A 21,068-nucleotide genomic window follows, 5' to 3' on the forward strand; every position below is an offset into this window, starting at 1 on the left:
GCTGGGGTCGGATCCCGTTGCAGCGTAGCGGGTTCTGACCCCTGCGCTCTTGACCGGCGCCACCAACAGGTCCACCTTGCACACGCCGAAGGTATCCCTCCCATCGCTGCGGCGCGGGGAGGGATTTAAACGGGAATCCGGTGAAGGCGCCTCGCGCGTCCATTCCGGAGCTGCCCCGCAGCGGTGAATGGAAACGAATCCTGCCAACAGCACTGGGCTCGCGCCTGGGAAGCGGCGGGTAGTAGGTGGGCTGCGGCCCGTGTCCATCAGCCCGAATACCGGCCCCGGCCGGGGGACACGACCGTCCCCTGACTCGATCTGGAATCTCCGCGGGGAGGTTGCCGGGGCCGTCGTCGTCCTGCGCGTGCAGGCGGTGTGGCCGCGCGCGTCCTGTTCACGGTATCCGGCCAGACCCGTTCACCCACGCGCTGATGCATGGGCCACCGCCGTTGCCGGCGGTCCATGCGGTACCTGACGATGACCGAGCTCCAACGCCCCACCCTGACCCTGCCCGCCGACGGCAAGCGCCTGCTGCTGCATTCGTGCTGCGCGCCCTGTTCCGGCGAAGTGATGGAGGCGATCACCGCCTCCGGGATCGACTACGCGATCTTCTTCTACAACCCCAACATCCACCCGGTGAAGGAATACGAGCTGCGCAAGCAGGAGAACATCCGCTTCGCCGAGCAGCACGGCATTCCCTTCATCGACTGCGACTACGACACCGACAACTGGTTCAGCCGTGCGCGGGGCATGGAAAACGAACCCGAACGCGGTATCCGCTGCACGATGTGCTTCGACATGCGTTTCGAGCGCACCGCGCTGTATGCGCACGAGCACGGCTACGACACCATCAGTTCGTCGCTGGGCATCTCGCGCTGGAAGAACATGGCGCAGATCAACGACTGCGGGATCCGTGCGGCGTCGCGCTATGAAGGCCTGCAGTACTGGGACTACAACTGGCGCAAGGGCGGCGGCGCCAGCCGCATGATCGAGATCAGCAAGCGCGAGCAGTTCTACCAGCAGGAATACTGCGGCTGCGTGTACTCGCTTCGCGATGCGAACCGCCATCGCCGCGAGAATGGCCGCGAGCGGATCAGGATCGGCCTGTTGTACTACGGGCAGGACGCTGGGACGCCGCAGGGCGATTGACGTGCAGGCATGGGGCGGCCACGCTGGTCGCCCCTTCTGTTGTAGCGGACCTGCCATGACCGCCCTGCCCGCCGATGTCGCCCTGCTGGTGATCGACCTGCAGCCGGACTTCATGCCCGGTGGCGCCTTGGCCTGCGACCAAGGCGATGCGCTGGTGGCACCGATCGCCGATCTGTTGGCGCAGCGCCGCTACCGCACCGTGGTGGCGACCCAGGACTGGCACCCGGCCGACCATGCCTCGTTCGCCAGCCAGCACCCCGGCCAACGCCCCTTCGAGACCATCCTGCTGCACGCGCAGCCGCAGACGCTGTGGCCGGACCACTGCGTGCAGGGCAGCGCCGGTGCCGCGCTGCACCCGGGCGTGGACTGGACCGTGGCCGACCTGATCCTGCGCAAGGGCACGCGCCAACAGGTGGATTCGTACAGCGCCTTCCGCGAGAACCATGGCCCCGATGGCGAGCGCCCGGCCACCGGCCTGGCCGGCTGGCTGCACGAGCGCCGCATCCGCGAAGTGCACGTGTGCGGCCTGGCCCGCGATTACTGCGTGCTGTGGAGCGCGCAGGACGCGGTGAAGTCCGGCTTCCGGGTGAAGTTCCTGTGGGAGCTGACCCGGCCGGTGACCGAAGCCAACGACGCGATGGTGCGCGAGGCGCTGGGCAAGGCGGGAATCGCGACCGCCTGACCCACAACGGTAGTGCCGGCCGCTGGCCGGCAACGCCTGGATCCCTGCAGTTGCCGGCCAGCGGCCGGCACTACCGGATCACATCCGTGGGTAGCGCCGGGCCATGCCCGGCGGACCCGGAAGGGGCAGCGCGTTACCGGAACACCACCGTGCGATGCCCGTTGAGCAGGATGCGGTGCTCCACATGGCGGCGCACGGCGCGTGCCAGCACCAGCGATTCGGTATCGCTGCCCAGCCGCACCAGCTCGCGCGGCGCCATGGCGTGATCCACGCGGGCCACGTCCTGTTCGATGATCGGTCCTTCGTCCAGATCCTCGGTGACGTAGTGCGCGGTGGCGCCGATGATCTTGACCCCGCGCGCGTGCGCCTGGTGGTACGGCTGCGCGCCCTTGAAGCTGGGCAGGAAGCTGTGGTGGATGTTGATCGCACGCCCGGCCAGCGCGCGGCACAGCGTGGGTGACAGGATCTGCATGTAGCGTGCCAGCACCACCAGGTCGATGCGCTCGCGCTCGACCAGGTCGATGATCTGCTGCTCCTGCACCGCACGCGTATCGGCGGTTACCGGCAGGTGGTGGAACGGTACCTGGTAGGACGCGGCCAATGGCGCGAAGTCGGCGTGGTTGGAGGCCACCGCGGCAATGTCGACCTTCAGCTGGCCGCTGTGGGCGCGGAACAGCAGGTCGTTGAGGCAGTGCCCCTGCTTGCTGACCAGCACCAGCAGGCGTGCACGGCGGCGGCCATCATGCAGCTGCCAGTCCATGCCGAAGCCTTCGGCAAGCGTGGCCATCGCGGCGTGCACGGTCTCCAGCGGCAGGCCGGCGTCACGGTCGAAATGCACGCGCAGGAAGAAGCGGCCGCTTTCCTCATCGCCGAACTGCTGGGCGTCGAGGATGTTGCAGCCGTGGTCGAACAGCAGGCCGGACACGCGGTAGACGATGCCGGTACGGTCGGGGCAGGACAGGGTGAGGATGGAATCGGGGCGCATCGCCACAGTGTAGGGCAGCTTCCTGTCCAGCAGCCGGATGATCACCGATGCAACCGAACCGCTTGGTTCAGTCCCAAGCGATACTTGGCCATCACCGTGGCAAGCTGGTCGGTCATGAACCTGTTGCAACTGATCCGCAGCTTCACCCGCACCGCAGAGACCGGCAGCATTGCCGCCGCGGCCCGCATCCTTGGCATCAGCGCCACCGCAGTCGGCCAGAACATCAACCGGCTGGAAGCGCATCTGGGCGTACGGCTGCTGAACCGGAGTACGCGCCAGCTGGCGCTCAGCGAGGCCGGCGCGCTGTACCTGGCGCAGGTGCGCCACATCGAGGCCGACCTGGCGCGCGCACAGGCGATGGTCACCTCCGGTGATATCGAACCGGCCGGGCCGCTGCGCATCGCCAGCAGCAGCGCGTTCGGCCGCCACGTGCTGGCCCCGTTGCTGCCGTCACTGCAGCAACGCTACCCGCAGCTGCAGCTGGAACTGCGGCTGACCGACCGCGCCGTGCAGCATGGTCCAGAGGCGGTGGATGCCAGCATCCGCATCGGGGCGCAGCTGGAGGATGGGGTGGTCGCGCGACAGCTGGCGCGTGTTCCGTTCGTGTTCTGTGCCTCGCCGGCCTACCTGAAGGCCCATGGCACCCCGCAGGAACCATCAGATCTGGGCAGCCATCGCGGGCTGCTGCACCGCTTCCCCACCGATGGCCGGCCGTTGCGCTGGGGCCTGCTGAAGGACGGCCAGCGTGTGGACGCCGCGCTACCGCCGAGCATGGTCTGCGATGACATCGATGCGCTGGCGTCGTTGGCGGCGGCCGGTGCCGGCATCACGCGGTTGGCTGCGTTCGTGGCCGAGCCCTACCTGCGCGATGGACGCCTGCAGGCCGTGTTCGGCGCCGACAGCACGTGGCGTCCGGAGCCGATGGAGGTCTATTTCTGCGTCAGCGATCGCCGCGACTTCACCGCCAAGATCCGCGCGCTGTTCGAGCACCTGCAGGCCGGCATGGCGCCGGCCTGGCGGGTGTGAGCCTCAGCGCGCCTTGAACACGCCGCGCGCATCGCGCGGCTCGCAGCGCAGGTACTGCGGCGCCGGTTCAACGCTGTCGCGCAATGCGGCGGCGGCATGCCACGGCCAGCGCGGGTCGTAGAGGATGCCGCGCGCCAGGGCCACGGCATCGGCGTGGCGATGGCGCAGGATCGATTCGGCCTGCTCCGGTTCGGTGATCATGCCCACGGCGATCACCGGCATGCGCACCTTGGCCTTGATCGCTGCTGCGAACGGCACCTGGTAGCCCGGACCGACGGTGATCTTCTGGCGCTCGTCCAGGCCGCCACTGGAGACATGCAGGAAATTGCAGCCGCGCGCGTCCAGCACCTGGGCCAGTGCTTCGCTCTGCACCAGGTCCCAGCCACCCTCGACCCAGTCGCTGGCGGAAATGCGCACGCCCACGGCGACCTTGTCGGACACCGCCGCGCGTACCGCGTCGAACACTTCCACCAGCAGGCGCAGGCGGTTCGGCAGCGACCCACCGTAACCATCGGTGCGGCGGTTGCTCAGCGGCGACAGGAACTGGTGCAGCAGGTAACCGTGCGCGGCATGCAGCTCGATCAGCTCGAAGCCCAGGCGCTCGGCGCGCACCGCACTGGCAGCGAAGGCGGCGATGACCTCGGCGATGCCGGCTTCGTCCAGTTCCTGCGGTGCCGGATCGGCGGCATGGAACGGCAGCGGCGACGGCGCCACGGTGGCCCAGCCACGCGCATCGCCGGCCGGCAACTGGCCACCCCCGTCCCACGGGCGGGCGGTGGATGCCTTGCGGCCGGCATGGCCCAGCTGGATGCCCAGCGGCATCGGCGACCAGCGGCGGACGCTGGCCAGCACCTGTGCCAGCGCGGCCTCGGTGCCGTCATCCCACAGGCCCAGGTCGGCCCAGCTGATGCGGCCGCGCGGCTCGACCGCGGTGGCTTCCAGGATCAACAGGCCGGCGCCGGACTGCGCCAGGTTGCCCAGGTGCATGGCGTGCCAGTCGCTGGCGCGGCCGTCTTCGGCGGAGTACTGGCACATCGGCGCGATGACGATGCGGTTGGACAGGGTCAGGGGGCCGAACGAGATCGGCGAAAACAGCTGGCTCAAGGGGGTGATGAACGACGTAGGGGGTGCGTATTGCACCGCTGCGCGGCTTCTGGATCAACCGTCTGGATGGATCGCTGTTTCGCAGCCGATCATGCCGCCGAGCGCCGAACAGTCCCTTGTAGAGCCGAGCCGACGCTCGGCTCAGCCCGCCACCCAACCGGACAAGGCTTCAGCGCAGTCCCGCTCATCCTTGAACAACAGCAGGTCGTCGGCACGGGTGCGGCCGCGGTTCAGCGCCGCCACCGGCAACCCTGCCTTCGCCGCCGCCTGCACGAAGCGGAAGCCGGAATAGACCATCAGTGACGAGCCCACCACCAGCACTGCATCGGCCTGCTGCAGATGATCGTGCACCGCCGCCACCCGCTCGCGCGGCACGTTCTCGCCGAAGAACACCACGTCCGGCTTCAGCACGCCGCCGCAGTGCGGGCAATCAGGCACCACGAACGTGGAGAAATCGGTCTCCAGGTCGGCGTCGCCATCCGGGGCGATGCCGGCCTCCAGCGCGTCCCAGCCGGGATTGGCGTCCAGCAGCCGCTGCTGGAAATCCTCGCGGCCACTGCGGCGCTCGCAGCCCATGCAGCGCACCAGATCCAGGCGGCCATGCAGGTCGATCACGTTGCGGCTGCCGGCGCGCTGGTGCAGGCCGTCCACGTTCTGGGTCAGCAGCACCTGCAGCTTGCCGCGGCTTTCCAGGGCGGCCAGGGCCTGGTGGGTGCCGTTGGGCCGGGCCAGGCCGAAGCGAGGCCAGCCCAGCAGGCTGCGCGCCCAGTAACGCTGGCGGGTGGTCGCCTCGCCCATGAAGGCCTGGTAGGTCACCGGCGGCGTGCGTTTCCACTGGCCGTCGGCGTCCCGGTAATCGGGTATGCCCGAGGCGGTGCTGCAACCCGCGCCGGTCAGCACGAACAGGCGCTCGGCGCGGTCGATGAAGTCGGTCAGTGGCAGGGTCATGGCTGCCAGATGGGGGCGCCGCAGCGCCCCCGCAAGCACCGGTTCAGCCGGTGGTCTCAGGCGGCCGGCAGCGGCGCCACCGCGATCGGGTGGCCTTCCTCGTCCAGCGCGATCATCACGAAGTGGCCGCGGGTGCACAGCTTGCGCTCGCCGCTGTGCAGGTCCTCGGCGACCAGTTCCACCTCGACCTTCATCGAGCTGCGGCCGACTTCGACGATGCGGCCGATGGTTTCCACCATCTGGCCGATGCGGATCGGCAGCTTGAAGTCGACCTGGTCGCTGCGCGCGGTCACCACGGTGCGGCGCGAATAGCGGGCGGCGGCCAGGAACGCGGCCTTGTCCATCCATGCCAATGCCTGGCCACCGAACAGGGTGCCCAGGTGGTTGGTGTGGTTGGGGAAGACGATTTCAGCCATGCGCACTTCGGTGGGCGGCACGGTCTCGGGGATCGGGGTCATGGGGGTGCTTCGGTGTGGGGTGCTGCGGATTCTAAGCGACCGGCGTGATGGCCATCGGCATGCACGTGCAACGGTCACCCGGCAGCGGTGCCTGCGCAGGCCGCGCCTGCGGCAGGCGTTACACTGCGCCACGCCCACTGCCAGGACTGCCCATGCCCGCCACTTCCGACCTGCTGGCCTTTGCGCTGGTTTCGCTGGCCATGGTGCTCACGCCCGGGCCGAACATGATCTACGTCATCTCGCGCTCGATCTGCCAGGGGCCGATGGCTGGCCTGATCTCGCTGGGCGGGGTGGCGCTGGGCTTTGTGTTCTACATGCTGTGTGCGGCACTGGGTATCACCGCCCTGCTGATGACCGTGCCGTTCGCCTACGACGCGCTGCGCATCGGCGGCGCGCTGTACCTGCTGTACCTGGCCTGGCAGGCGCTCAGGCCCGGCGGCCGTTCGCCGTTCGCGGTGCGTGACCTGCCGCAGGACAGCCCGCGCAAGCTGTTCACGATGGGCTTCCTGACCAATCTGCTGAACCCGAAGGTGGCGGTGATGTACCTGTCGCTGCTGCCACAGTTCCTGCACCCGGACGGCGAAGGCAGCGTGCTGATGCAGTCAATCGTGCTGGGCTCCACCCAGATCCTGGTCAGCGTCAGCGTGAACGGCATGATCGCGCTGACCGCCGGCAGCATCGCCGGCTTCCTGGCCGCGCGCCCCACCTGGCAGATGGTGCAGCGCTGGCTGATGGGCACGGTGCTGGCCGGGCTGGCGGTGCGCATGGCGGTGGAAGGGCGGCGCTAGCCGCTCCTTGTAGAGTCGAGCCGTGCTCGACTGCTGTTTGCGAAGATCAGTCGAGCATGGCTCGACGCTACGGAAACAAGAAACCCCGGCATTGGCCGGGGTTCTTCGTTGCGACAGGCCTGGCCGTTTCGATCAGAAGTTCATGTCGAAGGCGACTTCGCCCTGCACGCCGACCTGGTAGGCCGAGACGCGGCGTTCGAAGAAGTTGGTCAGCTCCTGCACGTCCTGCAGTTCCATGAACGGCAGCGGGTTGCGCACGTTGTACTTCTTTTCCATGCCCAGCTTGGCGAAGTGCTGGTCGGCGCAGTGCTGCAGGTACTGGCGCATGTCGCGGGTCGAGATGCCGGCCACGCCGCCGGACAGCACGTCCTCGGCGAACTGCACTTCGCATTCGATGGCTTCGGCCAGCATGTCGTAGACCTGCTGCTTCATCTCGTCGTCGAACAGGTCCGGCTCTTCCTCACGCACCACGCGCACCGACTCGAACGCAAACTCCATGTGCGCGCTCTCGTCGCGGAACACCCAGTTGGTGCCCGAGGCCAGGCCCGGCAGCAGGCCGCGCGAACGGAAGTAGTACACGTAGGCGAACGCAGCGAAGAAGAACAGGCCTTCGATGCAGGCGGCAAAGCAGATCTGGTTGAGCAGGAACTGGCGGCGCTGTTCGCGGGTCTCGATGCGGGTCAGGTCCTGGATCGAGTCGATCCACTTGAAGCAGAAATCGGCCTTCTTCTTGATCGAGTCGATGTTCTCCACCGCCGAGAACGCCTTGGCGCGCTCTTCCGGATCCGGCAGGTAGTTGTCCAGCAGGGTCAGGTAGAACTGCACGTGCAGTGCTTCTTCATACAGCTGGCGCGACAGGTACATGCGCGCTTCGGGCGCATTGAGATGCTGGTACAGGTTCAGCACCAGGTTGTTGGAGACGATCGAGTCGCCGGTGGCGAAGAACGCGACCAGGCGGTGGATCAGGTGGCGCTCACCCGGCGACATCTTGCTGTGCAGGTCGGTGATGTCGATCTGGAAGTTGATCTCTTCCACCGTCCAGGTGTTCTTGATCGCATTCCGGTACATGTCATAGAACTGCGGGTAGCGCATCGGGCGCAGGGTCAGTTCAAAACCGGGATCGAGCAGCATCTGCTTGGGCTTGTCGGCCATGGGTGTTTCCTTGAATTCCTGGGTGAGCCGCCGGGCGTGGCCCGGCGCTACCGTGGGTGTTTTTCCGCAGCCGAGCATGGCTCGGCTCTACAGGTGCGAGGTGTTCGAGTGCCGACCAACGGTCGGCACCCACCGCGCGGTGTCTTACTGGCAGGCCTCGCAGGCTTCCGGGTTTTCCAGCGAGCAGGCGATGGCTTCGTCCGGGCTGAACACCTTGGCCGGGGCCGCAGCGCTGACCGTGGTCTTGGCGATCTTGGTGGCCGGGCGCGAACGCAGGTAGTAGGTGGTCTTGATGCCCTGCTTCCAGGCGTACATGTACATGGAGGACATCGCGCCGATGTTCGGGCTTTCCATGAACAGGTTGAGCGAGGCCGACTGGTCGATGAAGGCGCCACGCTCGGCGGCCATGTCGATCAGCGAACGCATCGGCAGTTCCCACGCGGTGCGGTAGACCTCGCGCAGCGTTTCCGGAATCTGCGCCACGCCGGCGATGGAGCCTTCGGCCAGCTTGATGGCATCGCGCATGTCGGCGGTCCACAGGCCCAGCTTCTTCAGCTCGTTGACCAGGTAACGGTTGACCTGCAGGAAGTCACCGGACAGGGTCTCGCGCTTGAACAGGTTGGACACCTGCGGCTCGACGCACTCGTAGCAGCCGGCGATCGAGGCGATGGTCGCGGTCGGGGCGATCGCGATCATCAGCGAGTTGCGCAGGCCGTGTTCCTTGATGCGGGCGCGCAGGGCATCCCAGCGCGCGGTGTCTTCCGGCACCACGTTCCAGGCGTCGAACTGCAGTTCGCCACCGGCGGCACGGGTGTCGTTGAACGACGGGTGCTTGCCACGTTCCTGGGCCAGCTCGCAGGAGGTTTCCAGCGCGTGGAAGTAGATCGCTTCGGCAATCTTCTTCGACAGGGCGCGGGCTTCGGCGCTGTCGAACGGCAGGCGCTTGCGGAAGAACACGTCCTGCAGGCCCATGCAGCCCAGGCCGACCGGACGCCAGCGCAGGTTGGCGCGGCGGGCGGTTTCGATCGGGTAGAAGTTCAGGTCGATGACGCGGTCGAGCTGGCGCACGGCCAGGCGAACGGTCTCGGCCAGCTTCTCGAAGTCGAACTCGTTGTGCTCGTCGAAGTGGTTGCCCAGGTTGATCGAACCCAGGTTGCACACGGCGGTTTCATCGTTGGAAGTGACTTCCAGGATTTCGGTGCACAGGTTGGACAGGTGGATCACGTTGCCCGGACGCAGGGTCTGGTTGCTGGCGCGGTTGCACTTGTCCTTGAAGGTCATCCAGCCGTTGCCGGTCTCGGCCAGGGTACGCATCATGCGGGCATACAGCTTGCGCGCGGAGATGGTGCGGTTGGCCTTGCCCTGGGCTTCGGCCTGCAGGTAGGCCTGCTCGAAGGCTTCGCCGAACAGGTCGGTGAACTCCGGCACGACGCGCGGATCGAACAGCGACCATTCCTGGTCGGCTTCGACGCGCTTCATGAACAGGTCCGGCACCCAGTTGGCCAGGTTCAGGTTGTGCGCACGACGGGCTTCGTCACCGGTGTTGTCACGCAGCTCGAGGAAGTCCTCGATGTCGGCGTGCCAGGTTTCCAGGTACACGCAGGCCGCGCCCTTGCGCTTGCCGCCCTGGTTCACCGCGGCCACCGACGAATCCATGGTCTTCAGCCACGGCACGATGCCGTTGGAGTGGCCGTTGGTCGACTTGATCAGCGAGCCACGCGAACGCACGCGGGTGTAGCTGACGCCGATACCGCCGGAGAACTTCGACAGCTGGGCGATGTCGCCGTACTTGGCATAGATCGACTCCAGCGAGTCCTGCGGCGAGTCCAGCAGGAAGCACGAGGACAGCTGCTCGTGGGTGGTGCCAGAATTGAACAGGGTCGGGCTGGACGGCAGGTAGTCCAGGTTGCCCATGCGCTTGTACAGCGCCAGGGTCTCGGACACGTCCTCGCTCAGCGCGCTGGCGATGCGCAGGAAGAACTGCTGCGGGGTCTCGATCACCTTGCGGGTGTGCGGGTGGCGCAGCAGGTAACGGTCGTACAGGGTACGCAGGCCGAAGTAATCGAAGTTCAGGTCCAGCGAGATGTCGATGGCATCGTTGAGCTTGCGTGCGTTGGTCTGCACGAAGTTCAGCAGGCGGTCGTTGATCAGGCCGACTTCATGGCCACGGCTGACCGACTGCGAGAAGGCGTAGATTTCCTGGCCCGAGACTTCCTTGGCGATGTAGTTGGCCAGCAGGCGCGCGGCGAGGCGGCCGTACTCGGGCTCTTCACCGATCAGCAGGGCGGCGGTGCGGATGGACAGTTCGTCCAGCTCGCGGGTGGTGGCACCGTTGTACAGGCCGGAAATGGTGCGGGTGGCCACGCGCATCGGGTCGACGGCGTGCAGGCCTTCGGAGGAACGCTGCACCGCACGCACGATCTTGTTCAGGTCCACCAGTTCGGTGGTCCCATTGCGCTTGGTCACACTCATCGCGTTGGCCGTCGGCGGCGACGTCAACAGGAATTCGCTTTCCTTCTCGATGGTGGCGCTGGATTCGGTGCTCACGGCGTGTGTCCTCTTGGCGTGATTTGGGGGTGCTCGATGCATCGGGTGACGCGGCCCGGGACATGACAGCCCAGGATGGCAGGACGGCGTCGCAGGGGATGAGACCCTGCGCCTGCCACTGCCGTTGACGATCGCGGATGGGTACCCCGGGGCAACCCCTGGAATGGGGGTTGCTGCGACCGACGGCCACAAGATAGTGGGGGTAATGGGGTCCGTCAACGCCAAATGTAGTGAAATTCGGCAATCCCTTGCGCCGCAAGGATCGTGCCATCGGCGCCCTGATCAGACGCTTCAGACCTGCCGGAACGGGCTGCGCAGTCAAGTCCGAAAGGCGTCATTGCGGTGGCACAACGCACCGCGAAAACGGAACAATGACAGCTTCACATGACAGTGATGAAACTGGCTAGGGACAACCCTGTGGATAGGTGGTGGGCAGCCGGTGGGAAAGCCGGTATGGCCGGACGAATCGCCATCGCGCAGTGACTTTCGGCGGGTGACGGCGCCTGCCGAACGCGGGATGCTGGGGTCCTGCAATGACCGGAAAGGATTCCACCATGCGCCTGTCAGCACCCGCCTTGGCCCTGCTGGCTGCTGTGGTCACCGTACCTGCAATTGCCGCTGACACCCCGAAGCTGCGCGCGGACCAGTGCGGTATCCACACCGACTATGACGTGCTGGTGGACAGCGGTGGCATCTGGCTGCGGCATGGCCCGCAGGCACCGCACGAGGTGGTGTTCCACGATGGCGTGCTGAGCCTGGACGACACGGTCGTGCCGGTCAGCGAGGCCGACGCGGCCCGCCTTCGGCAGATGGAGGCCGGGGCACGGCAGCTGATGCCGGCCGCCACGGCGCTGGCCCATGAAGTGAGCGGACTGAGCTTCGACGTGCTCGACGGGGTCTATGAAAGCCTCACCGGTACCGCCAACAGCCGCAAGGTCCGGCGCCTGCGCCGGCAGGCCGATGACTGGATCGGCGGCACGCTGGGCAAGGGCTACTGGGAACAGGCTGTGTTCGGGCCAGGCTTCGAGGCCAAGGTGCAGGACATGGCCGAGTCGCTGTCCGCCTCCATCGCCCGCAGCATGCTGTGGCAGATCTTCACCGGACGCAGCGCTGCGATGGAGGCACGCGCCGACCGTCTGGACGCGCAGATGGAACAGCAGCTGGAAGGCCGCGCCGAACGCATCGAGGCCCAAGCACAGTCGCTGTGCCCGCTGGTGCAGTCGCTGGCCGACACCCATGACGCGCTGGAAGTGCGCTACCAAGGCCAACCGCTGCGGCTGCTGGAGCGCAGCGAGAGCGTTCGGGTGGAGCACGGCGATGGCTCGGGCCTGCAGGTGTCGGCCGGGCCGGATGAGCGGCCGCGTGACAACGCTGTGGCACCTTCCCGATAGCTGCGCGGCGCTGCTGTAGAGCCGAGCCCATGCTCGGCTCCCTTTCGGCACATCATCCAGAAGCAGCCGAGCGTGGGCTCGGCTCTACAGTAAACCGCCCTCACGCCCGGTGCGGGGTACCCAGGTACTCGGCGCTCTGCATCTCGATCAGGCGCGAGGCGGTGCGCTCGAACGCGCCCTGCAGGCGCTGGCCGGTGTACAGCTCGATCGGCGAGGTGCTGGCGGTGCAGACCAGGTTGACGTGGCGGTCGTACAGCTCGTCGATCAGGTTGACGAAGCGGCGCGCGGCATCCTCATTCAAGCGGTCGAAGGCGGGAATGCCGCCCAGCAGCACCGTGTTGAACTCGTGCGCGATCTCGATGTAATCCGAGGGCCCGCGCGGGCCTTCGCACAGCGCGGCGAAATCGAACCAGGCAATGCTCTTGCCACGGCCGCGTACCGGAATCTTGCGGCCCTCGATCTCGATGTTGCCGGCCTTGGCCGGCTGGCCGCCACTCAACTCGTTCCAGCGCGTGGCCAGCCAGTCGTCGCTGTCGGCCGCCAGCGGTGCGCGGTATACCGGCGAGCGGGTCAGCGCGCGCATCCGGTAATCCTCGGTACCTTCGGCGTACAGCTCCACGCAGAAGCGCTGCAGCAGGCCGATGGCCGGCAGGAAGCTCTCGCGCTGCAGGCCGTTGAGGTACAGGTTCTCCACTGCGGTGTTGGAGGTGGTGACCAGGGTCACGCCCTCGGCGAACAGCCGCTCCAGCAGCCGCGCCAGCAGCATCGCATCGCCGATGTCGGTGACGAAGAACTCGTCCAGCACCAGCACGCGCAGGTTGCTGCGCCATTCCTGGGCGATCTTCGCCAGCGGGTCGCTCTGGCCCTGGTGCTCGCGCAGGCGCTCATGGACGCTGCGCATGAAGCGGTGGAAATGGGTGCGGTACTTCTGCTTGATCGGCAGCCCGTCGTAGAACAGGTCGACCAGGAAGGTCTTGCCACGGCCGACGCCGCCCCAGAAGTACAGGCCCTTGACCGGCTCGGGCTTCTTCCAGAACGAAGACAGGCGGTCCAGCCAGCCATCCTCGGCACTGTCCAGCAGGCCCAGGTGGATGCGGTCCAGCTCGGCCAGCGCCGCATGCTGGGCCGGATCGTTCTGCCAGTCGCCACGGGCAACCCCTTCCGCATACCGCTGCGACGGGGTCAGCTCGGGTGCACTCATGCCGCCGCGCCCAGCCAGTGCTTGACGCCGTGGGTCAGCGCGCCGCGCAGGTCGATCAGCTTGCGGTGGAAGAAGTGGCTGGTCTCGGGCATGCGTACCAGCTCATGCGGGGCGTCCAGCGTGTCCAGCCACTGGTAGACGACCTGCGGGTCGACGATCTCGTCCTGCTCGCCCTGGATCACCAGCCAGCGCGCCGGCGGCGCGATGCCGTCGAAATCCCAGCGACCGGCCGGCGGCGCGATCGAGATCAGCGCTTCCGGCTGCAGCGTGGCGGCGGCCTTCAGCGACACGAACGCGCCGAAGCTGAAACCGGCCAGCCACAGGCGGTCGTCCGGGCGCTGGCTGCGCACCCAGGCCGCGACGGCCTTCAGGTCATCCTGCTCGCCCACGCCGCCATCGAAGGTGCCAGCCGAACCACCCACGCTGCGGAAGTTGAAGCGCACCGTGGCGATGCCCAGCTCGCGCAGGGTGGAGGCGGTCATGGTGACCACCTTGTTGTGCAGGGTGCCACCTTCGGTGGACAGCGGATGGCAGACGATGGCCACGATCGGCTGCACCGGCACATCGGCCTTGGGCAGGTCGACGACCACTTCCAGCGGGCCGGCCGGGCCGTCCAGTTCGAGGCAGGCGGTTTCGCCGGGGGCAACGGGGAACAAGGGCTTGTGCATGGCACCATGATACCGTCCCCCGCCCCTGCCCTGTGCCCGCCCCATGCTCTATCTGTCACTGGCCGTGATCTGCAGTGTGCTGGTTTCGGTGTTGTTGAAGGTGGCCGCACGCCGCCAGCTGGATGTTGCGCAGATGGTCACCTGGAACTATCTGGTGGCGGCAACGCTCACCGCCGTGGTGCTGCAGCCACCGCTGGATGCGCTGCGCGCGCCGCATGCGCCGTGGCTGTCACTGCTGGCGCTGGCGGTGGTGCTGCCCTCGATCTTCCTGGTACTGGGCCGCGCGGTGGCGGTGGCCGGCATCGTCCGCAGCGACGTGGCGCAGCGGCTGTCGTTGCTGCTTTCCCTGGCCGCCGCCTTCCTGTGCTTCGGCCAGACCGCAACGCCCTGGAAACTGGCCGGCCTGGGCCTGGGCCTGCTGGCGATGGTGGCCATCAGCCTGCGCCCGCGCGGCCCGGCGGTGGCGTCCTCACCCGGCGGCTGGGGCTGGCTGCTGGGCGTATGGGCCGGATTCGCAGTGGTGGACGTGCTGCTCAAGCAGGTGGCGCTGTCCGGCACGCCGTCGATGGCGGCGGTGCTGGCCAGTTTCAGCGTCGCCTTCGTGCTGATGCTGGCAATGCAGCTGTGGCGGCATGTCAGTGGCCGCAGCCGACTGGCCTGGCGCAACCTCGGCGCGGGTGCACTGCTGGGCCTGCTCAATGGCGGCAACATCCTGTTCTATGTGCATGCGCACCAGGCGATGCCAGAGAGCCCGGCCACCGTGTTCGCCGGCATGAACATCGGCGTGGTGGTGCTGGGCGCGCTGGTAGGCATGTTCGTCTTCGGCGAGGCCACCACGAAGTGGAACCGCGCGGGACTGGCGCTGGCGGTGCTGGCGATCGGGATGATCGCCTGGGGGTGAGCGATACCCGGGGTCGGATCCCATTCCCACGGAATGGGCTCTGACCCCTACGCCTCAGACCCCGCGATGCCTTGGGTCAGAGCCCATTCCGTGGGAATGGGATCCGACCCCGGCCTGGCGCGTTACTTGTCGAAGCCCAGCAGCAGCGGGTCGTGGTCGGAGCTGCGCCACGGGCCCTGCACGTTGCGGCCCTGGTAGCCGCTGGCGTCCTGCTCGTCGGCGTTGCTGTGCCATTCGGCGGCACCGCGCAGGCGCCTGGCCATGCCCGGGTTCAGCAGCGCGTGGTCGAGGCGGCCGGTGTAGCCGTTGTAGACGTAGCTGTAGGGATGCTCGACCTTGGCAACCTTGAACGCGTCCTGCCAGCCCAGATCATGCAGGGCGCGGATCGGGTCTTCCATCGCGTAGGCATTGAAGTCACCCAGCAGCACCGCGTCCCTGGCGCCGGTACCGGTCGGATCGGTCTGCAGCCAGGCGTGCAGCTGCTGCGCCGACGTCACACGGGTGGCGTTCCAGCAGCCCTGATTGTCGTTGCGGTCGGCGTCGGCACCGGCCGCGTCACGGCAACCCTTCGATTTGAAATGGTTGGCAACCACCACGAACGGCGCGCCCTGCTTGCCCTGGAAGGCCTGCGCCAACGGTACGCGGCTGTGCTCGACGAACGGGCCGCCGGTCAGCGTGGCCGGCTTGCCGACCGGCTGCAGGCGCGTGCTTCGGTAGATGATCCCGACCCGGATCGGGTTGTCGCCGGGGCCGTTGCCGGCGTCGACGAAGCGCCAGTCGCCCTGCGCGCCGCGGTCGCGGTTGAGCGCGTCGACCAGTTCGGCGATGGCCGAGTGCGGGCCGTAGCCGTCGTTCTCCAGTTCCATCAGCGCAGCGACATCGGCGCCCAACGCGTTGACCGTGGTGACCAGCTTGGCGAGCTGCGCCTTGTGCTCGTCCAGCGTGCGCGCGCCGCGCAGCGTCGGGAAGCCACCGCCCTGGCCGTCACCATTGAAGAAATTCTCCAGGTTGAAGGCGGCCACGTGCAGGCTGCCCGGCACCGTGGGTACTGCCGGGCGCTTCAGTTCCGGCAGCTTCAGCGCGCCTTCGACCTGCAGGCGCGGATGGCCCTGCGCGTCCACGCGCACGATGCCCTCCACGTTGCGCAGCTGCATGCCGGTGCGCAGCACCGGGTTGCCCGGCAGGTAGGGCACGCTGGCGGGGTCGCGGGCATCGCTGCCATCTTCCAGCACCAGGCGGCGGCGCCGGTTGTCGGCCATCACCTGCTCATAGCCGGCAGTGCCCGGCGCGGCCACTTCGGTCGGCTGCCAGAGACGGCCATCGAACGCCACCGTGAGCTGGCCGAAGTGCTGCAGGCCGTCGGTACCGGCCAGGGTGAGCGGCGCGGCGATGCGCACGCGCTGCCCATCCAGCGCGCGCCAGTCGGCCGGCGCGGCGGTCAGCACCACAGTGGCGCTGCCGCGCGCGACGGAGGGCGCGACCGGCGTGGCCTGCGGCTGGGCCTGGGCAAAGGCGCCGGCCGGCAGCAGCAGGGACAGGGCAAGGGCGAGGGAACGGCGGCGCATCAACGGGCGACTCCATGGAAGAGGCGCACAGACTAACCCTGAAATGCGAAACCCCGCCTGCGCAGCGGGGGCATATGAGCGATCAGGCCTCGGTGGGCAAAGCCGGGGGATCGTAGAGCCGAGCCCATGCTCGGCTGCACCTGGCCGCACCGCGCGGAGAGCAGCCGAGCGCGGGCTCGGCTCTACAGGAAGCGGCGCGTTGCGGCGGTTACTTCAGGTTGCCCAGCATCCAGTCCACGGTGGCATGGATCTGTTCTTCGGTCAGCGCCGGGTTGCCGCCCTTGGGCGGCATGATGCCGCCGTCGGGGCCGGTATAGCCCTCGATGGCGTGCTTGTAGAGGGTGTCCTTGCCCTGCGCGATGCGCTTGTCCCAATGCGAATGGTCCAGCGTCGGTGCCATGCCCACACCGTTGGTGTGGCAGGCGGTGCACAGGTTGTCGAAGATCACCTTGCCATCCTTGGTGCCGCCGTAGGCCACCTGCGAGGCGGCCTTGGCCAGAGCGGCAGCCTTGGCCGCGGCCTGCGCGGCGGCGCCGGTGCTGCCGGCATAGACCGCGCCGGTGGGCGAGATGCGCTGTTCGGTGCGCTTGGCCGCGGTCGGCGACACCTCGGGCGGAATCCGGGTGTGGATGTAGGCGGCAAGGAGGATGAGGCCGAGGGTGATGGTCGCCAGCAGCGCGATCACCATGGAGAAGCGTTTCAGGAACTCCAGATCGTAATTCCGCACTCTTCGTTACCCCTGGCTGATAGTCGTTGGACCACGGCTGAGCGACTGCGTGATGGACCGAGTATAGAACGCGCCTTGCGTGCGACAACAGGCGTCACTGCTGGTGCGGCGCAACATGCCGGGGGATGCGGTCGGGGATGGGGTCAGATCCCTTTTGCGGCGCAAAAGGGATCTGACCCCAGCAACAGAAGCCGGCCAGCGGCCGGCGCTACCGGATTACCGGGGCACCGATCGCGCGCAGGCAGAAGCTGCAGATCGCATCCACCAGCGCGTCTTCGTCGCGGTGCGCTTCGCGGCTGGGCGCGGTCGGACCGACCATCGCTTCGGTGAAGGCGCCGACCAGGCACGCGGCGGCCACATGCGCGTCCTGCGCCGGCAGCTCACCGGCGGCCACGCCTTCCTCCACCAGCCGCAGGAACACGTCGCCGAACGCGCGACGTCCGCGCATGCGCTCGGCCTCCACGTCCGGATCGACCGGTTCGACGATGAAGGCGTGCGCCAGCCCCGGCCCGGCCAGGGCGCGGCGGACGAAGGCGGTGATTGCCAGCCGCAGGCGCTCGCTGGCCACCTCCGGACCGCTGGCGATGCGCTCCATGATCGCGACCTCGTGGGCCACCGCGGCGTTGAGCACCTCCACGAACAGCTCGGCCTTGGACGGGAAGTGGCGATAGATCAGGCCGGTGGACACCCCCGCCTGGGTCGCCACGGCGGTCACCGGGGCGTTGCGCCAGCCGCCGGTGGCGACCAGCTCGCGGGTGGCCAGCAGGATCCGTTCACGGGCGCCCGCCAGGCGTTCTTCCATCAATGCAGAGCGTTTATAGGCCATGTTCTGATTCTAGTTTCAATTTTTGAATTCGTATTCACTTCTTATCCGAACCCCGCTACGCTGGGGCCATCGCCCGTGCGGGTGGCGGTCCTGCCGACCGCCGCCCGCTCCCCCGCCGGGTGCGTCCATTCCCTGCCATCCCGCCGTGGAGCCACCACAATGCACGTGCCATCCCTGAACTTCGATCTTGGCGAAGACATCGACCTGCTGCGCCAGAGCGTGGCCCATTTTGCCGCCGCCGAGGTCGCACCGCTGGCCGCCGAGGCTGATGCCAGTAACCAGTTCCCGCTGGCCCTGTGGCCGAAGCTGGGCGAACAGGGCCTGCTCGGCCTCACCGTGGAAGAAGAATACGGTGGTACCGGCATGGGCTACCTGGCCCACGTGGTGGCGATGGAAGAAATCTCGCGCGCCTCCGGCGGCATCGGCCTGTCCTATGGCGCGCACTCCAACCTGTGCGTGAACCAGCTGCGCAAGAACGGCAACGAAGAACAGAAGCAGCGCTTCCTGCCCGGCCTGTGCAATGGCAGCCTGGTCGGCGCACTGGCGATGAGCGAACCGGGTGCCGGTTCGGACGTGGTGTCGATGAAGCTGCGTGCCGACAAGCGCGGCGACCGCTACGTGCTCAACGGCAACAAGATGTGGATCACCAACGGCCCGGATGCCGACGTGCTGGTGGTCTACGCCAAGACCGACATGGACGCCGGTGCCAAGGGCATCACCGCGTTCCTGGTCGAGAAGGGCATGAAGGGCTTCTCCACCGCGCAGAAGCTGGACAAGCTCGGCATGCGCTCCTCGCCCACCTGCGAGCTGGTGTTCCAGGACTGCGAGATTCCCGAAGAGAACGTGCTGGGCCAGGTCGGCGGTGGCGTGCGCGTACTGATGTCCGGCCTGGACTACGAGCGCGTGGTGCTGTCCGGTGGCCCGCTGGGCCTGATGGCCGCGGCCATGGACGTGGTCATGCCCTATGTGCACGAGCGCCACCAGTTCGGCGAACCGATCGGCAGCTTCCAGCTGATCCAGGCCAAGATCGCCGACATGTACGTGGGCCTGGGTGCCTGCCGCGCGTATGTCTATGCCGTGGCGCGCGCCTGCGACCAGGGCCGCACCACCCGCCAGGACGCCGCCGGTGCGATCCTGTACGCCGCCGAGAAGGCCACCTGGCTGACCGGCCAGGCGATCCAGATCCTCGGCGGCAACGGCTACATCAACGAATACCCGACCGGCCGCTTGTGGCGCGACGCCAAGCTGTATGAAATCGGCGCCGGCACCTCGGAGATCCGCCGCATGCTGATCGGCCGCGAACTATTCCAGCGCACCCTGTAAGGCCACCGCGATGACCGTCCTGAACAGCCAGCTGCAACCGGGCAGCGAAACGTTTGAAAGCAACCGCGCGGCCATGCAGGCCGTGGTCGACGACCTGCATGCCACCCTCGCGCGCACCGCGCTGGGTGGCAGTGAGGCGGCACGCGCCAAGCACACCGCGCGCGGCAAGCTGCTGGTGCGCGACCGCATCGACGCCCTGCTCGACCCCGGCAGCGCCTTTCTGGAAATCGCGCCGTTGGCCGCGCACGGCATGTATGAAGACGCCGTGCCCGCCGCGGGCGTGGTGGCCGGCATCGGCCGGGTGAGCGGCGTGGAATGCGTGATCGTGGCCAACGACGCCACGGTCAAGGGCGGCACCTACTACCCGATGACGGTGAAGAAGCACCTGCGCGCGCAGGAGATCGCCGAGCAGAACCACCTGCCGTGCATCTACCTGGTCGATTCCGGTGGCGCGTTCCTGCCGCTGCAGGACGAAGTCTTCCCCGACCGCGACCATTTCGGCCGCATCTTCTACAACCAGGCCAACCTGTCGGCGCAGGGCATTCCGCAGATCGCCTGCGTGATGGGTAGCTGCACCGCCGGTGGCGCCTATGTGCCGGCGATGAGCGACGAGACCGTGATCGTGCGCGAGCAGGGCACGATCTTCCTCGGCGGCCCGCCGCTGGTGAAGGCGGCCACCGGTGAAGTGGTCACGGCCGAGGAACTGGGTGGCGCCGACGTGCACACCCGCATCTCCGGCGTGGCCGACCACATGGCCGACAACGATCTGCAGGCACTGGCACGGGTGCGCGCGATCATCGCCCAGCTCAACTGGCGCAAGCCGGAACCGGCGATGGCGGTGCGGGCCCCTGAAGCGCCATTGCTGCCGGCCCATGAGCTGTATGGCGTGATCCCAGCCGATACGCGCAAGCCCTACGACGTTCGCGAAGTGATCGCGCGGCTGGTGGATGGCTCGCGCTTCGACGAGTTCAAGCCGCGCTACGGCGCAACGCTGGTGACCGGTTTCGCCCATCTGAACGGCTACCCGATCGGCATCATCGCCAACAACGGGATCCTGTTCTCCGAGTCGGCCCTGAAGGGCGCGCACTTCATCGAGCTGTGCACCCAGCGCAACATCCCGCTGGTGTTCCTGCAGAACATCACCGGCTTCATGGTCGGCCGCAAGTACGAACAGGGCGGCATCGCCAAGGACGGCGCCAAGCTGGTGATGGCGGTGGCCTGTGCCAAGGTGCCCAAGTTCACCGTGGTGATCGGCGGCTCGTTCGGTGCCGGCAACTACGGCATGTGCGGCCGTGCGTACTCGCCGAACTTCCTGTGGATGTGGCCGAACGCGCGCATCGGCGTGATGGGCGGCGAGCAGGCCGCCAGTGTGCTGGCCACGGTCAAGCGCGATGGCATTGAAGCCAAGGGCGGCCAGTGGCCGGCGGCGGAAGAGGATGCCTTCAAGGCACCGATCCGCGACCAGTTCGAACAGCAGGGCCACCCGTACTACGCCAGCGCGCGCCTGTGGGACGACGGCGTGATCGATCCGGCCGACACCCGCCAGGTGCTGGCGCTGGCGCTGTCGGCCAGCCTCAACGCCGCCCCTCAGCAGACGCGCTTCGGCGTGTTCCGCATGTGACCCGTG

19 protein-coding genes and 1 riboswitch are annotated in these 21,068 nt (G+C 67.6%); of the genes, 8 read left to right on the top strand and 11 right to left on the bottom strand.

What is annotated here, in order from left to right; translation table 11 throughout:
- The first annotated feature begins 71 nt into the window (after nucleotides 1-71).
- Nucleotides 72-301, top strand: a riboswitch (cobalamin riboswitch).
- Between the two features lie 161 nt (nucleotides 302-462).
- Both AC5P98_RS15285 and pncA read left to right on the top strand, forming a co-directional pair.
- Nucleotides 463-1,149, top strand: a complete 687-nt coding sequence (locus tag AC5P98_RS15285) for an epoxyqueuosine reductase QueH (RefSeq protein WP_080281917.1) — start codon at nucleotides 463-465, stop codon at nucleotides 1,147-1,149.
- 55 nt (nucleotides 1,150-1,204) lie between these two features.
- Nucleotides 1,205-1,831, top strand: coding sequence for a bifunctional nicotinamidase/pyrazinamidase (gene pncA / locus AC5P98_RS15290; RefSeq protein WP_032962116.1), 627 nt, complete (start codon nucleotides 1,205-1,207; stop codon nucleotides 1,829-1,831).
- A gap of 133 nt (nucleotides 1,832-1,964) precedes the next feature.
- Here pncA and purU read toward each other — a convergent pair whose 3' ends face one another.
- The gene (gene purU / locus AC5P98_RS15295; RefSeq protein WP_005411937.1) at nucleotides 1,965-2,816 is read right to left on the bottom strand and encodes a formyltetrahydrofolate deformylase; all 852 of its coding nucleotides are present in this window, start codon (nucleotides 2,814-2,816) and stop codon (nucleotides 1,965-1,967) included.
- Nucleotides 2,817-2,930: 114 nt separating this feature from the next.
- Between purU and AC5P98_RS15300 the strand changes: the two genes are divergently transcribed.
- Nucleotides 2,931-3,842 carry a LysR family transcriptional regulator gene (locus AC5P98_RS15300; RefSeq protein ID WP_032962124.1) on the top strand — a complete coding sequence of 304 codons (912 nt, stop codon included), beginning with the start codon at nucleotides 2,931-2,933 and terminating at the stop codon, nucleotides 3,840-3,842.
- 3 nt (nucleotides 3,843-3,845) lie between these two features.
- Here AC5P98_RS15300 and AC5P98_RS15305 read toward each other — a convergent pair whose 3' ends face one another.
- The 3 genes from AC5P98_RS15305 to AC5P98_RS15315 form a co-directional block, all read right to left on the bottom strand.
- Nucleotides 3,846-4,946, bottom strand: coding sequence for an NADH:flavin oxidoreductase/NADH oxidase (locus AC5P98_RS15305; RefSeq protein ID WP_014645582.1), 1,101 nt, complete (start codon nucleotides 4,944-4,946; stop codon nucleotides 3,846-3,848).
- 141 nt (nucleotides 4,947-5,087) lie between these two features.
- The gene (locus AC5P98_RS15310; protein ID WP_100450898.1) at nucleotides 5,088-5,894 is read right to left on the bottom strand and encodes an NAD-dependent protein deacetylase; all 807 of its coding nucleotides are present in this window, start codon (nucleotides 5,892-5,894) and stop codon (nucleotides 5,088-5,090) included.
- A 56-nt stretch (nucleotides 5,895-5,950) separates the two neighbouring features.
- Nucleotides 5,951-6,352, bottom strand: a complete 402-nt coding sequence (locus tag AC5P98_RS15315) for an acyl-CoA thioesterase (RefSeq protein ID WP_053494645.1) — start codon at nucleotides 6,350-6,352, stop codon at nucleotides 5,951-5,953.
- A 152-nt stretch (nucleotides 6,353-6,504) separates the two neighbouring features.
- Here AC5P98_RS15315 and AC5P98_RS15320 point away from each other — a divergent pair, with 152 nt between their 5' ends.
- A complete protein-coding gene (locus AC5P98_RS15320; protein ID WP_032956621.1) occupies nucleotides 6,505-7,140 on the top strand; it encodes a LysE family translocator in 636 nt (211 codons plus the stop codon).
- A 132-nt stretch (nucleotides 7,141-7,272) separates the two neighbouring features.
- On the opposite strand, the gene AC5P98_RS15325 is transcribed toward AC5P98_RS15320, so the two are convergent.
- Both AC5P98_RS15325 and AC5P98_RS15330 read right to left on the bottom strand, forming a co-directional pair.
- Nucleotides 7,273-8,292, bottom strand: a complete 1,020-nt coding sequence (locus tag AC5P98_RS15325) for a ribonucleotide-diphosphate reductase subunit beta (protein WP_005420683.1) — start codon at nucleotides 8,290-8,292, stop codon at nucleotides 7,273-7,275.
- 144 nt (nucleotides 8,293-8,436) lie between these two features.
- On the bottom strand, nucleotides 8,437-10,839 hold the full coding sequence (locus AC5P98_RS15330) for a ribonucleoside-diphosphate reductase subunit alpha (RefSeq protein ID WP_262216952.1): 2,403 nt from the start codon (nucleotides 10,837-10,839) through the stop codon (nucleotides 8,437-8,439).
- Nucleotides 10,840-11,393: 554 nt separating this feature from the next.
- Here AC5P98_RS15330 and AC5P98_RS15335 point away from each other — a divergent pair.
- Nucleotides 11,394-12,230, top strand: a complete 837-nt coding sequence (locus AC5P98_RS15335) for a DUF2884 family protein (protein ID WP_414934790.1) — start codon at nucleotides 11,394-11,396, stop codon at nucleotides 12,228-12,230.
- A gap of 100 nt (nucleotides 12,231-12,330) precedes the next feature.
- Here the strand turns inward: AC5P98_RS15335 and zapE are convergent, their stop codons facing one another.
- Both zapE and AC5P98_RS15345 read right to left on the bottom strand, forming a co-directional pair.
- A complete protein-coding gene (gene zapE / locus AC5P98_RS15340) occupies nucleotides 12,331-13,431 on the bottom strand; it encodes a cell division protein ZapE (protein WP_049407487.1) in 1,101 nt (366 codons plus the stop codon).
- A complete protein-coding gene (locus AC5P98_RS15345; RefSeq protein ID WP_049407483.1) occupies nucleotides 13,428-14,099 on the bottom strand; it encodes an alpha/beta hydrolase in 672 nt (223 codons plus the stop codon). Before AC5P98_RS15345 ends, zapE begins: the two co-directional genes overlap by 4 nt.
- Nucleotides 14,100-14,142: 43 nt before the next feature.
- On the opposite strand from AC5P98_RS15345, the gene AC5P98_RS15350 reads away from it, so the two are divergent.
- A complete protein-coding gene (locus AC5P98_RS15350; protein WP_046428023.1) occupies nucleotides 14,143-15,000 on the top strand; it encodes a membrane protein in 858 nt (285 codons plus the stop codon).
- Nucleotides 15,001-15,122: 122 nt separating this feature from the next.
- On the opposite strand, the gene AC5P98_RS15355 is transcribed toward AC5P98_RS15350, so the two are convergent.
- The 3 genes from AC5P98_RS15355 to AC5P98_RS15365 form a co-directional block, all read right to left on the bottom strand.
- Nucleotides 15,123-16,565, bottom strand: a complete 1,443-nt coding sequence (locus AC5P98_RS15355) for an ExeM/NucH family extracellular endonuclease (RefSeq protein ID WP_049407481.1) — start codon at nucleotides 16,563-16,565, stop codon at nucleotides 15,123-15,125.
- Nucleotides 16,566-16,773: 208 nt separating this feature from the next.
- On the bottom strand, nucleotides 16,774-17,292 hold the full coding sequence (locus tag AC5P98_RS15360; RefSeq protein WP_014035592.1) for a c-type cytochrome: 519 nt from the start codon (nucleotides 17,290-17,292) through the stop codon (nucleotides 16,774-16,776).
- A 208-nt stretch (nucleotides 17,293-17,500) separates the two neighbouring features.
- Nucleotides 17,501-18,118 (bottom strand): TetR/AcrR family transcriptional regulator, encoded by a 618-nt coding sequence (locus AC5P98_RS15365; protein WP_014645572.1) that lies wholly within the window; start codon nucleotides 18,116-18,118, stop codon nucleotides 17,501-17,503.
- Nucleotides 18,119-18,277: 159 nt separating this feature from the next.
- On the opposite strand from AC5P98_RS15365, the gene AC5P98_RS15370 reads away from it, so the two are divergent.
- A complete protein-coding gene (locus AC5P98_RS15370; protein WP_101764720.1) occupies nucleotides 18,278-19,441 on the top strand; it encodes an isovaleryl-CoA dehydrogenase in 1,164 nt (387 codons plus the stop codon).
- A 10-nt stretch (nucleotides 19,442-19,451) separates the two neighbouring features.
- Complete coding sequence (locus AC5P98_RS15375) at nucleotides 19,452-21,062, top strand: carboxyl transferase domain-containing protein (RefSeq protein WP_329890313.1); 1,611 nt, start codon at nucleotides 19,452-19,454, stop codon at nucleotides 21,060-21,062.
- The last annotated feature ends 6 nt before the right edge of the window (nucleotides 21,063-21,068 follow it).

The sequence above is a fragment of the Stenotrophomonas sp. YJH_SMC_135 genome (assembly GCF_059372355.1).

Bases quoted from the DNA above. Each gene is read 5' to 3' on its own strand.
- AC5P98_RS15370 (WP_101764720.1), top strand. From the start codon at position 18,278: ATGCACGTGCCATCCCTGAACTTCGATCTTGGCGAAGACATCGACCTG.
- AC5P98_RS15325 (WP_005420683.1), bottom strand. From the start codon at position 8,292: ATGGCCGACAAGCCCAAGCAGATGCTGCTCGATCCCGGTTTTGAACTG.
- AC5P98_RS15365 (WP_014645572.1), bottom strand. From the start codon at position 18,118: ATGGCCTATAAACGCTCTGCATTGATGGAAGAACGCCTGGCGGGCGCC.
- AC5P98_RS15355 (WP_049407481.1), bottom strand. From the start codon at position 16,565: ATGCGCCGCCGTTCCCTCGCCCTTGCCCTGTCCCTGCTGCTGCCGGCC.
- pncA (WP_032962116.1), top strand. From the start codon at position 1,205: ATGACCGCCCTGCCCGCCGATGTCGCCCTGCTGGTGATCGACCTGCAG.
- AC5P98_RS15320 (WP_032956621.1), top strand. From the start codon at position 6,505: ATGCCCGCCACTTCCGACCTGCTGGCCTTTGCGCTGGTTTCGCTGGCC.
- purU (WP_005411937.1), bottom strand. From the start codon at position 2,816: ATGCGCCCCGATTCCATCCTCACCCTGTCCTGCCCCGACCGTACCGGC.
- AC5P98_RS15315 (WP_053494645.1), bottom strand. From the start codon at position 6,352: ATGACCCCGATCCCCGAGACCGTGCCGCCCACCGAAGTGCGCATGGCT.
- AC5P98_RS15335 (WP_414934790.1), top strand. From the start codon at position 11,394: ATGCGCCTGTCAGCACCCGCCTTGGCCCTGCTGGCTGCTGTGGTCACC.
- AC5P98_RS15375 (WP_329890313.1), top strand. From the start codon at position 19,452: ATGACCGTCCTGAACAGCCAGCTGCAACCGGGCAGCGAAACGTTTGAA.
- zapE (WP_049407487.1), bottom strand. From the start codon at position 13,431: ATGAGTGCACCCGAGCTGACCCCGTCGCAGCGGTATGCGGAAGGGGTT.
- AC5P98_RS15310 (WP_100450898.1), bottom strand. From the start codon at position 5,894: ATGACCCTGCCACTGACCGACTTCATCGACCGCGCCGAGCGCCTGTTC.
- AC5P98_RS15345 (WP_049407483.1), bottom strand. From the start codon at position 14,099: ATGCACAAGCCCTTGTTCCCCGTTGCCCCCGGCGAAACCGCCTGCCTC.
- AC5P98_RS15300 (WP_032962124.1), top strand. From the start codon at position 2,931: ATGAACCTGTTGCAACTGATCCGCAGCTTCACCCGCACCGCAGAGACC.
- AC5P98_RS15285 (WP_080281917.1), top strand. From the start codon at position 463: ATGCGGTACCTGACGATGACCGAGCTCCAACGCCCCACCCTGACCCTG.
- AC5P98_RS15350 (WP_046428023.1), top strand. From the start codon at position 14,143: ATGCTCTATCTGTCACTGGCCGTGATCTGCAGTGTGCTGGTTTCGGTG.